At 46.2% G+C, this 14557-nt stretch carries 16 protein-coding genes; 3 read left to right on the top strand and 13 right to left on the bottom strand.

Going from position 1 to position 14557, the window contains the following annotated elements; genetic code table 11:
* Positions 1-85 precede the first annotated feature (85 nt).
* Positions 86-1339 carry a tyrosine-type recombinase/integrase gene (locus tag MJO52_RS10890; protein WP_252081687.1) on the bottom strand — a complete coding sequence of 418 codons (1254 nt, stop codon included), beginning with the start codon at positions 1337-1339 and terminating at the stop codon, positions 86-88.
* A 268-nt stretch (positions 1340-1607) separates the two neighbouring features.
* On the opposite strand from MJO52_RS10890, the gene MJO52_RS10885 reads away from it, so the two are divergent.
* Entirely contained in the window at positions 1608-2501 is an 894-nt protein-coding gene (locus tag MJO52_RS10885) for an enoyl-CoA hydratase-related protein (protein WP_252081686.1), read from the top strand.
* Positions 2502-2740: 239 nt separating this feature from the next.
* Here MJO52_RS10885 and MJO52_RS10880 read toward each other — a convergent pair whose 3' ends face one another.
* Positions 2741-3307 (bottom strand): carboxymuconolactone decarboxylase family protein, encoded by a 567-nt coding sequence (locus MJO52_RS10880; RefSeq protein WP_252081685.1) that lies wholly within the window; start codon positions 3305-3307, stop codon positions 2741-2743.
* Positions 3308-3415: 108 nt separating this feature from the next.
* A complete protein-coding gene (locus tag MJO52_RS10875) occupies positions 3416-4078 on the bottom strand; it encodes a peroxiredoxin-like family protein (RefSeq protein WP_252081684.1) in 663 nt (220 codons plus the stop codon).
* Between the two features lie 202 nt (positions 4079-4280).
* On the opposite strand from MJO52_RS10875, the gene MJO52_RS10870 reads away from it, so the two are divergent.
* Positions 4281-5174 (top strand): LysR family transcriptional regulator, encoded by an 894-nt coding sequence (locus tag MJO52_RS10870; RefSeq protein WP_252081683.1) that lies wholly within the window; start codon positions 4281-4283, stop codon positions 5172-5174.
* Positions 5175-5292: 118 nt separating this feature from the next.
* Here the strand turns inward: MJO52_RS10870 and MJO52_RS10865 are convergent, their stop codons facing one another.
* The 10 genes from MJO52_RS10865 to MJO52_RS10820 all read right to left on the bottom strand — a co-directional run bounded on the left by MJO52_RS10865 (position 5293) and on the right by MJO52_RS10820 (position 13862).
* A complete protein-coding gene (locus MJO52_RS10865; protein ID WP_252081682.1) occupies positions 5293-6189 on the bottom strand; it encodes a TlpA family protein disulfide reductase in 897 nt (298 codons plus the stop codon).
* A gap of 380 nt (positions 6190-6569) precedes the next feature.
* On the bottom strand, positions 6570-7205 hold the full coding sequence (locus tag MJO52_RS10860) for a hypothetical protein (protein WP_252081681.1): 636 nt from the start codon (positions 7203-7205) through the stop codon (positions 6570-6572).
* Between the two features lie 671 nt (positions 7206-7876).
* A complete protein-coding gene (locus tag MJO52_RS10855; RefSeq protein ID WP_252081680.1) occupies positions 7877-8626 on the bottom strand; it encodes an alpha/beta hydrolase family protein in 750 nt (249 codons plus the stop codon).
* A 373-nt stretch (positions 8627-8999) separates the two neighbouring features.
* A complete protein-coding gene (locus MJO52_RS10850) occupies positions 9000-9569 on the bottom strand; it encodes a dihydrofolate reductase family protein (RefSeq protein ID WP_252081679.1) in 570 nt (189 codons plus the stop codon).
* Positions 9570-9648: 79 nt separating this feature from the next.
* Complete coding sequence (locus tag MJO52_RS10845) at positions 9649-10338, bottom strand: DUF899 domain-containing protein (protein WP_252081678.1); 690 nt, start codon at positions 10336-10338, stop codon at positions 9649-9651.
* 50 nt (positions 10339-10388) lie between these two features.
* The gene (locus MJO52_RS10840) at positions 10389-10871 is read right to left on the bottom strand and encodes a VOC family protein (RefSeq protein ID WP_252081677.1); all 483 of its coding nucleotides are present in this window, start codon (positions 10869-10871) and stop codon (positions 10389-10391) included.
* Positions 10872-11152: 281 nt separating this feature from the next.
* Positions 11153-11779: a YdeI/OmpD-associated family protein gene (locus tag MJO52_RS10835; protein WP_252081676.1), complete on the bottom strand. Its 627-nt coding sequence runs from the start codon at positions 11777-11779 to the stop codon at positions 11153-11155.
* Between the two features lie 192 nt (positions 11780-11971).
* The gene (locus tag MJO52_RS10830) at positions 11972-12622 is read right to left on the bottom strand and encodes a dihydrofolate reductase family protein (protein WP_252081675.1); all 651 of its coding nucleotides are present in this window, start codon (positions 12620-12622) and stop codon (positions 11972-11974) included.
* Between the two features lie 108 nt (positions 12623-12730).
* Positions 12731-13204, bottom strand: a complete 474-nt coding sequence (locus MJO52_RS10825; protein WP_252081674.1) for an SRPBCC family protein — start codon at positions 13202-13204, stop codon at positions 12731-12733.
* Positions 13205-13517: 313 nt separating this feature from the next.
* Positions 13518-13862: an ArsR/SmtB family transcription factor gene (locus MJO52_RS10820; protein WP_252081673.1), complete on the bottom strand. Its 345-nt coding sequence runs from the start codon at positions 13860-13862 to the stop codon at positions 13518-13520.
* A gap of 159 nt (positions 13863-14021) precedes the next feature.
* Here MJO52_RS10820 and MJO52_RS10815 point away from each other — a divergent pair, with 159 nt between their 5' ends.
* On the top strand, positions 14022-14510 hold the full coding sequence (locus tag MJO52_RS10815; RefSeq protein ID WP_252081672.1) for an SRPBCC family protein: 489 nt from the start codon (positions 14022-14024) through the stop codon (positions 14508-14510).
* Positions 14511-14557: the final 47 nt, after the last annotated feature.

Here is a 14557-nt window from a genome sequence, read left to right as displayed (position 1 = left end):
TAAGGAGACCATAATAGGAACTCCAGAAAACCTAGTAAGGCCGGCTAAGGACTCCTGAGCCTCATTATAGGGCAGGGCGGTAGTATTACCGCTCCTCCTTTACCCGCTTACTCCGTCCACTTTCATGTCGTTCCCGCATGTCGGAATCAATGTAGCGATCGGTCGTAGCCATACTTGCATGTCCCGCATCATCGCGCACATGCTCGCGGGGGCGGTACTTCACATCTTCAGAAATACCCGTATGGCGGAGCCAGTGCACAGTGGCAGCCTTGAGATCTTCAGCATCTTCCCCTAAGCCTTCTTCAACCATCCGTTGGTGGGCAGCATCAAAGCAGTTTTGAACAATCAGGCGCACCTGTCGGGTACTGGTAACTGGTCCCTTGCCACGGGACTTGTGCACCAGAGGTGTCTGCTCATTGATGCTGGGCAGAGCAGGGAGCTGCAAATAATTTCTGTAGCGCTTCAAGGCCTTCAGCATTTGGTCGCAAACAGTGATTGCCCGGCCCTTGTTTCCTTTACCCGTAACGTGAAACCACCAGTTTCCGTCGCGATCTTTCTTGAAATCACCCATAACTGGTGCCGATCTTTCATCCGCAACCAACTCAGAGATTCGCAAATACATAGCGAATAGGGCGTTCATAATAAACAAAGTTCGCTCGTGATCAGTAGGTGATGTCTCGGCCATGATCTCAGCAGTTTCCAGAACATAGTCCCACTGCAAGTTGCTGATTCGACGTACAACCTGGCTTTGTTGCTCACGTCGAACAAACTTACTTTTCTGGCGAATCAGTGCCACAGGATTGGCTGGAACCAAGCCTTCTTGATAGAGAAAATCGAAGAAGGACGACAATGCAGTAAAGATGCATTTAATCGCTGCCTGGGATGGCCGGAACTCCTTGGGAGAAGCCGTTTTACCAGCACGAAACTCAACTTTGGACACACTGACTACGAATGGCCGCCAATCGGCATTCACAACGCGCTCGCCATTTTGTGTTTTGAATCTGGCAACATTCTTAGTTCCGATCCAGGCAATTGGCGGCTCAATGCAAAACTGCACAAACTCCTCAATGTGTTCGCGCTTCAGAGTCATTATTGAAACTTCTTCAATGCGCCACGCCCATTGCAGCAAGCGCTCAAGTTCACGGCGGTAGCTGTTGAACGTTGCCTGGCTGCCGTTGTAGCTGTAAAGAAACTTAAGCGTGAACTCCAGATCGGTATCAGCACCAGGAATCTGCTTGCTGAGATAACGGCTAGCTGAAAAGCTGGTGCAGCGAAATGGATTCTCAAGATTGCTCAGGTTGTCGATGATTGGTGCTGGTGGCCGGTTGGAAACAGACATAGAAATATGGAGTTGTTGTTGGAATGCGGCAAATTATACGTAATATCGGGTACTTATAAAATATCCGATATTCACAAATATCGGAAATAGTGGGGTTGTAACAAGCCCTCTAGCTTAGTAACTTCCTTACATCGCCAGCTTAAATCAGCTTTCTGGGCTCTTCTCCTTCTTCATGCTAGAAATCACTAAACGAGTACCGAATTAGATTGACAGCTCAAGGCTAGATTCCAGATATTACTTCAACGCCACATGATAAAGGTCTTATGATATGGAATATCATCATATTAAATACGAGCAAAATGGTCCTGTAACCATCGTTACTTTTAACCGTCCAGAGGTTAAGAACTGCATTGGGACACGTGCTCACCGTGAGCTGGTGGATGCATTCGATCGCTTTCGTACCGATGACGGAGCAAAAGTTGCGGTAATCACCGGTGCTGGCGATTCTGCATTTTGTGCAGGGGGTGATTTGAAAAGCAACCTTGCTGCAACCGAACCCACCAATCACCCCGATCCTGACGTGGCTGTTTTATGTCCTGTAGAGCCCGCTGATATTGCCCTGCATAATCGAGGTGAAGCTCCAGGGATTATAGGTCCATCCCGCTGGACCGATATTTATAAGCCTATCATTGCGGCTGTGAACGGAATTGCTTATGCGGGTGGCTTTGAGTGGGCATGTTTTGCCGATATGCGGATTGTAGAAGAACACGCATCCTTTGGAATGACCTGTCGTCGTTGGAATATCGGCTTAGCCGATGGTGGTACTCAGCGTTTGCCGCGTATTGTTGGTATGGGGCGAGCGCTGGAGTTAATCATCACGGGAAAAGTTATTAATGCTAAAGAAGCTTATCGCATTGGGTTGGCCAACGAAGTGGTGCCAAAGGGAGCCGCATTAGATCGTGCTGTTGAGTTAGCACAGTATATCTCTACCCTTCCCCAGCCAGCGATTCACTCTGATAAAGAAGCTGCCATTCGTGGTTATGGAAAGGATCTTGATGAAGGTCTACGAATTGAGGCTGAGTGCTTCAACCGATTATTCAGCGACTCTGAATCCAGAGCAGAACTATCCGAAGGCTTGAGGCGCTTTAACGAGCGCGATCATCCTGACCGAGTACGGGGACAAGCCAAAACACCCGGCATTGTTCGTAGCGAAATGGAGTGATTGCGATAAGCCAAAAGAAGGCTGTATTCAAGAGGATATATTGTTTAGGGGCTTAGATACCACGAGTATATCTCGGACAATGTAGTAGAGGCCCATAGTGGCTATATGGGCCTCATTACTTTGGTGAATCAGTGGGGTTCTTATCGTCACTTTTATGATCTGGACAGGCGCCCTCTTCCCAAGGCTCAGTCTTGATTAGACGCTTGAATCGGATACATGTTTTTTATTTGCCTTTACGCTCAATCATTCGAATCCATATCCTTACTCCAAGCCATTGGCAAAAACGCATCATCGAGACTGACATTCAGGTTGTGGGTAGAGTAATTCGAGAGTACTTTTAGACTAGTTCCAACTATCACCTCTAGAACCGTCTCTTTCGTATAACCTGCTGCAAGAAACGCCTCAACCTCCTCTTCTGTGGCCCATCCACGTTTCTCATTGATAATGACACTGAATGCTCGGAGCGCTTCGAGTTTAGGATCATCGAGTGTTTTGCCGCTACGCAGCGCCTTGATGACATTTTCATCTACACCGGCCATTTTGCAAACGGCGGTATGCGCAGCCATGCAGTAGGTGCAACCGTTTAGGCGGCTGTTTGTCATCAGGATTATCTCTCGCTCCGTTTCACTCAAGCGAGATTTATCAAATAATCCCATAAGTGTTAGGTAGCTCTCTACCATTACAGGTGATTCGGCCATGGTTGCCATTAGATTGGGTACAAATCCCATTTTCTTTTTAGCGGCTTCTAGAGTGGGCTTAGAGGCTTCTGGTGCTGTTTCAATTGTGTAACGTGTAAAATTGACCATGAGTCTTACCATATAAGCTGGGTTTTACGGTGCTCGATATCGATTTACATTGAGTGCTTCCACCTCTTTGGCACTAGTCAGCGCTAAAGAGGTGGAGGTGTTTACATACTATGCAGTTGTAGACTGACTCAGCTTTTCAAGTACGGGAAATAAGTCGCTGGGTTCGGGGCGACGCGTATAGTCAGGATTCACCTCCGCATATGCGATTGTTCCATCGGTATCTATGACATATCTTGCAGGCATAGGTAAGTTCCACGCGCCGTCACGATGGATGGTCGGGAGTTCGACTTTGAACACCTTGTGGAACTCAATTACATTAGGTTGTAATGTCCAGCGGATACCAAACTTTTCAGCAAGCTTTCCACTTTGATCAGTCAGAATTGGGAAGCTTAGCTTGTTATCTCTCTGAGATTTGCGGCTTTCGGCGGGCCTTTGCATGGAAATAGCAACCAGGGTTGCACCACGAGCTTTGATCTCTGCAGCAACTTCTTCTAACGCTTGCAGCTCAATATTGCAGTAAGGGCACCACACGCCTCGATAGAACGTTAGAATAACGGGTCCTTTGGCAAGGAGTTCTTCCAGGGCAACGTCATTACCTTCTGAATCTGGCAATGTAAAGTAAGGGACTTTCTCCCCTACTTTAATCGAACGTTCAACTTGGCCACTAGCAGCCAATTCCTTGGATGATCTGGCAAAGGCTTCAAATGCTCCTTCCGGGGCCTGTTGCTTAAATACTTCTTTGAAAGCATCTAGTTTGTCTTGAAGAGACATAACCTATTCCTCTAATGGTTTAAAGTTTGGAAGCGCGAGCTTTGGGTAAGCCTTCGATGGACCAAGAGGCGACGTGCTTAACTCTCCAATTGGTCTCTATGCAGGTACTTACGCCAAACCACTATTGGGAAGATTAGTTACTTTGATTTGCGCTATAAACATGCTATTTTGAAACTCATTGTATCCATTAGGGACACAATCTGTGTTTCAGCAAGCCCATTTGAACGAAATAGTCGTATTTATTGCCGTAGCCGAACACGGCAGCTTTACAAAGGCGGCGGCATCATTGAACTCAACCAAATCAGGCGCTGGTAAGGCAGTTAAGAAGCTTGAGGAGGAATTGGGTCTTAAGCTATTCAACAGAACCACACGAAGTATCAGGCTTACAGAAGAAGGCAAAATATTTCTAGATGCCGCAAAACATGCGTTAGAAACAATCAATGAGGCCAGGCTTTTGCTGCATGCCAGGAAGGATGAGCCTGCCGGACGATTGCGTATCAATTTGCCAATAGGCATAGGCCGAAATATTGTCAGTGCGTTAAAGGGGTTCACGCAGTTGCATCCCAAGGTTACGGTCGAGGTCTCTCTTTCAGATAGCCTGGAGGACGCTATTAAAGGTGAATGGGATGTCGTTGTTAGAATTGGCGAACTAGAGGATAGTTCTTTTATCGCAAAAACATTATGCGGATCTAGACGTATCTTGTGTGCTTCGCCTGAATATCTTTCGCAGAAAGGTAAACCTAATAATTTGGAGGAGCTGAGAGAGCATGATGCTCTTGTTTTCAGAGCGCCTACAGGAAAAGTAAGAGCCTGGTCATTTCGAGAAAATGATGACTCAATTACTGAATTCTCCCCTTCCCCGCTAGCTATTTTTAGAGATGGACGAACACTGATAGATGCAGTAGTCGCTGGTATGGGTATTGCTCAGGTATATGATACTGCTCTCGGTTCTTCTATTCAGACTGGCGAAGTTATTGAGTTGTTTCCTGAGAAAGTAGTACCCGGTCCACCGGTTAGTGCACTGATTCCCAGTGGTAGAGCGATGCCTGCGAAAACGAGAGTTTTTATCGATTTTCTACAAAGCGTGCTGGATTAGGATTTATGGTGTCAGGTGAAATCGCAGGAAAATTTCATCGAAGGAACCCCCTCTCTAGTTCTAGAAAGGGGGAGATTGGCTGACGAAAACCTTCAGCTTGCTGAGTTTAGGCCTTTCGCTAGGCAATACTTTTAAAGGTTGGTTTGTCCTTTTCTAGCTGTGGTACTGAGCCCGCAAAAACGTGCAGGAAAGTCGTAGGATTTGGGCGTCTGCGATAATTGTCGGTCTCATCTCCGAATAGAACCTTGCCACCTTCATCCAGTGCTATCACCGTGGCCATAACGGTATCCTTAGGGTACCCAGGCATTCCTGCAGGAGAACCGCCAATATCTTCAATGCCTAAGGCTTTAGCACCCATTAGGTTGTCATCTTGAAGAATTTCAAAATGACCAGGCAGGTCAAGCTTGTCGGCTAACTTCCTTGAGTTGTCGTAGCCTTGGTTAGAGATAAACTTTACCTTCACATCATATTGCTTAAGTGTCTCAGCATACTTCTTCACTTCTTTTAACTGGTTCATACAGAATGGGCACCAGTTGGCTCTAAAGAACACTATTAGTGTTTTAGATTCGTCAAAAGAAGTGGAAGACACACCCGATTTATCTAATCGATTAAAGTTCATTTCAGGCAGTTTTTGGCCTTTTGATATGGCTTTGCTCTTTTTACGGTTGTAGACGGAGAATGACCAGAGATACCAGTGAAGGGATAGGAAGCCCAGAGCAGCAGCTGCAATAGGAATGTATAGAGACAAGGACATTGGAGCCTGGTTCGAATAAGTTGAATAAGCAACCAATGCAACTCCTATAAAGTTAACGGCTTGAATAACTGGTAATCTTTCTGACGTTCTTGAAATGCTGAACACATTTGTCAGGACCATCAAGAAAAATGGTAAAGGCAAGGTCGCTAAAAGTGCGCCGACCCAAACCGGATCGCCACCAGATATATAGATCATGATGCCAGACCCTACTCCGCCAAGCATGTTTAATAGAATCATTGGTAAAATAAGTTTTGCTTTCATTTCAAGCTCCTGAAGCGTTGGGTTAATGTCCAAAACTTGGGATCTATCCTATTACATCACATTGACTCAATAATCAGTTCGAATAGAGAAACAATGTTGCGAAAACGGATACAATCGAATTTATTTTATCGATTTATTAGTAGTGGCTGGCATGAGTAACTTACATTCAGTTCTAGCAGGAATTTAGTATTTCTTAACAAATAAGGGAGCGAACAAGCTGGAGGAAGGTGTAAAGATGTGGACTAAATCAGACCAAATCTGACAGATCGTCTTGAATAAGAAGGGTTTACCGGTTTTGATGAAAGTGCCTAAAGCTAAAAGCAAAACCAAGGATAAACCCCATGATCCATACTAATGATCGCATCATCAAACATTAACTGCTAGGTGATTTCGATTGCAATACCACTCCAAACGTAACTATGCGCCCCACCGTTTTGATAACGCAACGTTCGCCATCCAACATCATTTCTCCAAACTGGTTGAGCTTCATTCGGGTTATAATATTTGACTGTGGTCCCATCCTTGGCAACCAGGATATTATGGAAACCTATTTCTGCAGTAGACACAGGGGAAGGGCCTTGAAACATCATAAAAGCGCAATTGTAATAGGTGTCGGTAAGTAAGTTTCTCGGCATTACCCCATCACTATTTGGCTGAATGAGATTTGTAAACAACGCATTATAATCAGCTGTATTGGTCGCCTGTGCGAGTTGAAGGCATACGTTTTTCTGCTGTGCGTCATATAGAATCCGACTATTTCGTCCAGGGCACTGGTTATTCACATAGGCTCGCACACGCATCGGCGAGCTATTGTTGTCCGCCACTAAGGGATGGTCACCACCGTTTGGCATAGGAGGTAGGTCCGCATTCTGCCATTTGATGGCGGGCCACAGAGTGTCTTCCACAAAACTCTGTGGCCTTGGCGCACGGATATCAAATCCTGATACTGCGATCTCGGTGCAGTGAGCGGCGCAAGAATTGCCGTTCTGACTCGGTAAAGTTTTAAGATTCAACATCAAAATTTCCTTTTTTGTTGTGTCTGATAGTGAGAGTAGTGAATCCAGTGTACCAATTTGATAGGCATAATATATATAACGGAGTGGGAAAGAATAAGACGAGTTATTTCATAATCCTCTCCTCGATGACGCTGATTGGCTGTAACAAAATTGAATTGATTACAGCGATGCTGATCGTTGTAACAGCTAACGAATTTCTGTGCTCAGGCCCCGGCATCTCGTACATTTTTGCTTGTAGTGCATTACCTGCATTACCCCGCAGAGCAACCTCACTTGAAAGCTGCCTTGCTGTACCTTAATAATGCTGTGCATTATTTCATTTTTTTCACAAAGAAGGCGCTGGCCTTTTTTTAAGGTTTCCATCTCTATCCGTAACTGCTTACTTTCTCGTCGTGAACGATATGATTTCGAAAAATTCACGCAGAGTGGCAGTCAAACTAAAGTAACTCATTCTTTAATAGGTAGCGGCTGCGATAGATTGACGCGATGATTCCTTGCGGAAGATCTATGCTTACAAAAACAAGGGTTTACATCCTGGTGTTGGCTATGTTGTTTGATCCAAAGGTTCCTGGAAGTCAGTAAAGCTCAGTTATGCAATTTAATCATTAACAGACGAGCCCATATTTTTATTGGATTCTAAGCTCCAACATTATTCTCTATTATATGTCGTATTAACTAATATATCTTTGAGCCCAAGCTCCAATAACATTGCCGACATATTCAGCATCTGATTTCTTCATAAGCAAGTGATCGGCTTTATCTAAGGATATAAAACTTTTTGGATGGTGCGCGGCGCTAAATATTTTTGCAGCATGATCAATAGAAACAGTGCTATCTAGTGGTGAATGCATAACTAGTAAAGCTTTCCTTAATTCCTTAAGGTTAACCAAGATGTCTGCTTCATTTATATCGTCGATAAACTGCTTTTTAAGTGTAAACTCTCGGCCAGCAAGCACCACTTTTGCCTGTCCTGTTTTATTGATGTTATCGAGCTCATCTTTAAACATATGTTGGATATGTTTTACATCACTTGGAGCGGCTATAGTAACAACAGCTTTAGCTGTCTTTAGCATACCAGCGGCTTTTAATACGGCAGCACCACCAAAACTATGCCCAATTAGCAATTTTGGTGCTTCAAAGCGGTTTTCAATTTCATTGTAAGCACTAAGCAAGTCTTCAACATTAGATGAAAAGTTAGTATTGGAAAAATCTCCATCACTGTTACCTAACCCAGTGAAATCAAATCTTAATACTGATATTCCTTTGCTAGTCAATGATTTGCTAATAGCGCTCGCAGCAATGATATCCTTTGAGCATGTGAAACAATGTGCAAAAATTGCATAGGCCTTTGGGTTCCCGGTGGAATTCTCTAATTTACCCTTTAATTCTACACCGTCACGATTTGGGAAATTAAATTCCATAATATTATCCAATATATATTGATGAATTACTTCAACTTTTCAGCACACTTCTTCACTTCTTTTAACTGGTTCATATTGAGGTAAAGACGCCCATTGTCCGCTCCAGCTACTTCAACCATTGCATGGACTTACAAAGCCGTATTCAACTTTGCCAAAGTAATTAATGCTTGTATCGCCTTCTATCCGAATCAAGTGGTAACCGAAAAGGTTGAGGCCTTATCATGACAGTATAAAAATTGGTGATTACACCGCTATAAGATAGATGGCTATTTGAACTGTATCAATCAATCCATATGACTGCTGGAATATAGGAGTTCCACGGATTTCCGTGAAGGCCTAATGCCCTTAAAGAAAATAGAAACTTTGCGATTTGTTATACTTCTCCACCTTTCTGCAAGCACTTGTAGCGAAGGATCACCCCGCCCGATTTAAGGGCGTCCGCCCGCATTAGTTCGAAATTCTTCTGGATGGCGTTAGCTTTGAAGAGAGGTGAGCCTGCTCCAAGCACGATGGGCGCAAGGCATATCCTGTATTCGTCTACCAAGCCCCTTGCGAGCAGAGTATCTACAAGGTTTGCGCTTCCGAAAACGAAGATATCTCTCTTCCCTGTCTCCCTCTTCAGCACGCGAACGTGTTCGCCGGCCTCGCCTTTTAAAAGGCGAGTGTTTGACCAATCGGCGGTTTCAAGTGTGCGCGTGATGACAGCTTTCTCAAGTGAGTTCATCATGTCAGCAACCGCCCCGGTTTCATTCCTCCAATGACTGGCCATCCCCTCATAGGTGCAGCGTCCAAACAACAAGGTGCCGATTTCATCGCCCTGTTGAAGAGAGAAAGCTTCTAACTCGTCGCCCCACACTGTTCCGTGATGGTCCAGCGCCCAGGGCGTAGTGCCTTCAAAGTACCCGTCCAACGTCATCACATTCCAAACAACTAAACGCCTCATATCCTGTTTCTCCTAAACAAGCGATTGAGTAGATGAATTCTTCCCTTTGTAGCTGGGTGATGTGTTGCAGGCACCCGTATTAGCCATATTCGTTGTGTCTCCGCCACCAATGATACGGCTGTGTCTGCTGAGTGCCGTCGGGAGCCGCTTCCCAGTTTTCCTGGCGGCCGAGCGGTGTGAGATCCAAAAGAGTCCACACCGTGCCAAGTGTTTCGACACCTCGGCCGTTAGTGAAATAGGTTCGATAGAGGTCCTCTCCATCGCGATAGAAAACGTTGATACCAAATCCGGTAGCCACATCGAAATCAGCGTTGAAGCTGTCCTTGGTTTCATACCAGGGGATGGCCCAACTCATACGTTTCTGGAATGCCTCTATCTCAACGGTTGGCGCTTTTGACACAAAGACGAGAGAGGTGTCTCGGGCATGCAGATGGGCAAGATGAGGAATCTGATCGGCGACCATGCAGCAGCCTTCGCACGGGCTGGGATCAGCGGGCTTCAACATATGGTGGTAAACGATGAGTTGTGAATGGTCATCGAATAAGTCAGCCAGAGTCGCAGTGCCTCCTGGACCCGTAAAGGCATAATTTTGTTCGATCTTCACCCAACCCGAATACCGTCGTTTTTCTGCCAGCCGGTCATGCGCACGGGTGAGCTCCTTTTCTGCTTTGCGGAGTTCAGCGAGTTCATCCTTCCAGGCCTCCGGTGACAGGATCTGCCGGACTACTCCGGAGATCTCCTTAGTTTTCCTGTTCTGAATTAAAGCCATAATCAGCTCCAGATCTTGAGTTAAGTTGAGAAGAGTACCTCCCCATGAACTCATACTTCCTCGGCGGCTGCCTCTATCGTGGCGATATCGATCTTACTCATGGACATCATCGCCTTAAAGGCACGCTTCGCTTTGTCACGATCAGAGTTCGTTGTCAGATCCAGAAGCTGTCTTGGTGTAATTTGCCACGAGTGGCCCCAGTGATCCTTGCACCAACCACAGGCGCTTTCTTGTCCACCATTACTGATGATCGCCTCCCAGTAGCGGTCGGTTTCTTCCTGATTCTCGGTGACAACCATGAAACTAACGGATTCATTTGGCCTGAAATTCGGACCGCCATTCAGACCAATAAACTTGCGCCCGAGTACGGTAAATTCGACAGTCAGTTCACTGCCTTCCTGACCGCCAGGGTAGTCGGTCACCGCTTGATTAACTCGATCTACATGACTATCTGGAAAAGTTGCGGCGTAGAATTTCGCCGCCTTCTTTGCTTCGCCATAGTCAAACCACAGGCAGTTTACGAGTTCAGTCATATGTATTCTCCTATGCTTTGGACAGTATGCGGTCTCTTCACCGTCAGCTTTGAAGGTTGCTGCAATGCGCTCCATATCGTAACTGCGCCCTGGTTCGAGTTCGATAAAGACCCCTGCCCCTTCGGTGTTTGTGATGAATGGCGGTCTCCGTACCCTCTCGAGGAGGATGTTCTGTTACCTCACTCAGCATGATAAATATCGTCTAAAACTGCTTAGCCAAGTCTGCGCTATGCCAAAGGTTGCTCGGGATCGATGCGAGTTGTTCATCGATACTTTGTTTTTTATCGCTCCATAGCGCCTTTGCCTGAAATTATTTTGCTGCGGAACTTGGCTATTCTCGAAACCCGTGTAGACGGTTTCTTGGCTGAATTTAAGTTGAAGGCATAGCTTCGCTGGCGCCCTGGTGTTAATGCATGAAACGCTTCTGCAAGCTCGGGGTCGGCATCCATGGCTTCAACCAGTTCATCTGGGAGCTTGATATCGCGTTCTGCTTTTGGGGGCTTAATGCCGGCTTTGGCATATCCCTTCGCTTCCTCGATGTAAGCCCGTATAACTGATTCGAGCTTTGTCACTTGGTCGTTGGATTTCAGGGGGATCATATGTGGGTGTTGGGTATTCTCACCAAGCTTTTGAAGTAAGCCTTTGGGGTCTTTCAATAACGCCGCATCCATAAAGCTAATGAGGAATTTCTCTCGAAACGCTCCAAGGATGACAATATTTCGACCGGCGAATGTGTAGCAAGGCTGCCCCCATTTTACGTGCTCTTCCAGATCCATGCTCTGGCATATCCGGCGCAACTCATTAAGGCCGGATTTCCATTTCTGGGTCGAGCAATCAGGCGTTGCAAAGCGTTCACAACGTCCACAACCTTTCGAAAAATAATCTGCGATATCTGAAATCATTGCCATAACCGGTTGTCCCGTACGAACAAAGTCCCTGCCACTATCAAACTATCATTTTTCCGGAGTTAGATTTTGATGTCCCCTCCCCTACGGCTTCTGCCTTTGAACCCCCGTAATTTAGCAACTATGGCGTTCCATATTTATCTGTGAGTTTTGATCAGCGTCATAATATGCCAGTTTGCGATTGGGCTGCCGGCGTTAATCTTGTTGAAGCGAGAAGTCTCCAGTGGTGATACTTCCATCCCGCATGTAAGTTACGCAAATAGCGCCACTATCTGTCGTCGTAGATTGCTGTACATGGAACCCCAAAGGGATCACACCAGCACCGAAGAGGCGCTTTCCTTTGCCCAGAACCAAGGGAAAAATCAGCAGTTTAAACTGATCTACCAGGTCTGCTTTAAGTAGAGTCTGAATAAAATTGGCACTGCCCGGAACCAGCAAGTCAGGACCATTGATAGCCTTGATTTCACGAAGTCGTGCGACCGGATCATCGCCCAGCCATTCGCTGCCTTCCCAGGTAAAATCAGGTTTCGTGCGCGAGGCCACATACCGTATTGTACTGTCAATTTTTTGGGCCATCTGGATTTCTCCATCATCAACACCCTCAGGTGGAGGGGCAGCAGCTACTTTTGGCCAATGAGCAGCAAAAATATCGTAAGTCCGATGGCCAAGCAGGAGTTCGAATGGGGCTGCGAAGACATCTCCCATAAATTTACCTACACCTTCATCGAAATAAGGTACCACCCATCCACCATGCTCAAAGCCCCCTGAAGTGTCCTCCTCTGTACCACCGGGAGCCTGCATCACGCCATCCAGACTAACAAATGTGTTTACAGTTATTTTTCGCACACAGTTCTTCCTTGGTGATTTTGTTGATCAAAATGGCGTCTCGAGTTGTGCTTAGGCTATTGCTTTCAATCACCATTGAGAGTTGAAGAGATAGCTTATTGATCTTCTTTATTTGACTTCCACCCTCGTTGCCTCCAGGTAAGCGGTGAGATTAGAAAGAGCACACTGCCATCCATTGCGCGTTCCGTCGATCATTCCCGAACCGACCAGAGAGGTGATCTGTATCGTCACCTTAAATTCAGTCGCGCGCTTATTTTCGCTAATCGCCACGGTGATCAAAGAGGCACTCAATAAAGAGTCGTCGGTATATACACGCTCGGTAAAAAGCAGGCGATGCGGCTTACGGATGTCGTAGTAGTGTGTTTCGACTCGGAATTGCAGATCATTCTTTTGGCCGCACCGATGTACGTCAAGGCCTCCGACGCGAAAGTCGTTTTCAATAAACTCGACTGCCTCATCCTTAGATGGTGCCCCCCATATTGAGCGGGCTTTTGGGTTTTCCCATGCTGAAAAAACCTGTTCTGCTGGTGCTTTGATTGTTTTACTGATGGATATGGTGTCGTGCGATAACTGTTGGCTCATGCTAGTCCCTTTGCTTAATGGCAGTTCCCAGGCTACCGACTAATAGTTAGCCGATTGGATAACTATAAAAAGCAATAATAGTTAGGTCAATGGATAACTTACTAGTGGCGTAAAAGAGTAAGACAAATGACCTCTATCTGCTCAAAGTGAGGTGCAATGACATAACAACTATGATCGGCAATGTCATAAGGGGGTGCGGTATGTGAGCCGATCACGCCCTCCATTTTTTTAACAGAAGATCAAGTAGTCGGCTATTAGAATGGAGTGGTGACCTACAGGGTTTGTAATATGGCACCCTGTATCTCTATCGTACTCAGTCATCCTGTCCTTCAGCGCCAAGTGCTTCGACAAAACTCGCCATTCTTGCCATCCGGCCTTCCCACTGGGCCGTCTGTTCATTAATCCAAGTTTCTGCAGCTGTCAGTTGCTTCGGCTTGATCTCACAGGTTCGTACGCGCCCAATTTTCTTGGATCGGATCAAACCCGCATCCTCCAGCACACCAATGTGCTTCATGAATGAAGGTAGTGCCATTTCAAACGGTTTAGCGAGCTCGGTGATTGATGCCGGTCCGCTGATCAGGTGCTGAATGACAGCGCGGCGCGTTGGATCTGCTAAGGCTTGGAAGACTGTATTCAGATTTTCGTGATTGTTACCCATTTGACTAAGTATATAGGTGTAAAATCGTTAGGCAATGGCCGCGGTTTGCTAATGCCCGTAACCCCCCCTAACAAAAGTGCTTCATCTCCTCCCTAAAAGCTATGTTTTAGTGTTAACAGAAAGCAGGAAACCCCCTGATAAAAAGAACAAGGTGCAATAGTGATCGATTTTTCCTATCAAGCGGACGTTCAAACCAAGCCTATCTCCTACACCGTCAGAGCAACTCCGGAAGAGGTTTTTACTGCCTGGGTTACGCCGAGCATGGTTGAAAAATGGTGGGGGCCTGACGGTTTCACTACGCGTGTGCTCAATCTCACGGCAGAGGTTGGCGGGAGTTTTGCTTTTGAGATGACAGCTCCAGACGGTAGCTCTTGCGTAATGTCTGGAGTATATCGTCGTGTCGATAGACCGAAGTTTCTAAATTTTGAGGTCCATAAACATTGCAATCTCAGCTTGCCACATGGCACCGAACCGCAAAAGAATTCGTCATTGGTCGAAGTAGTGTTCAGAAGCAGTGAGCTTGGCACTGTCGTTTCGCTTACGCATACACTTCTAAACCCGGACTACGCAGAGCTGGCAGCGATCAGTTGGGCCCAATCACTTCGATGTATGGAGGCTCGATTTTCTGGATCGGCAAATCTGATCTGAGATGGCAAGGTGTCTTGATGGCAGTCATGAGTCTGTGCACATCTTAC

It is taken from the genome of Microbulbifer variabilis, assembly GCF_023716485.1.
Lineage (GTDB): Bacteria > Pseudomonadota > Gammaproteobacteria > Pseudomonadales > Cellvibrionaceae > Microbulbifer > Microbulbifer variabilis_B.
Note: the sequence above shows the minus strand (reverse complement) of the source record. Positions and strands in the feature narration are given on the sequence as shown.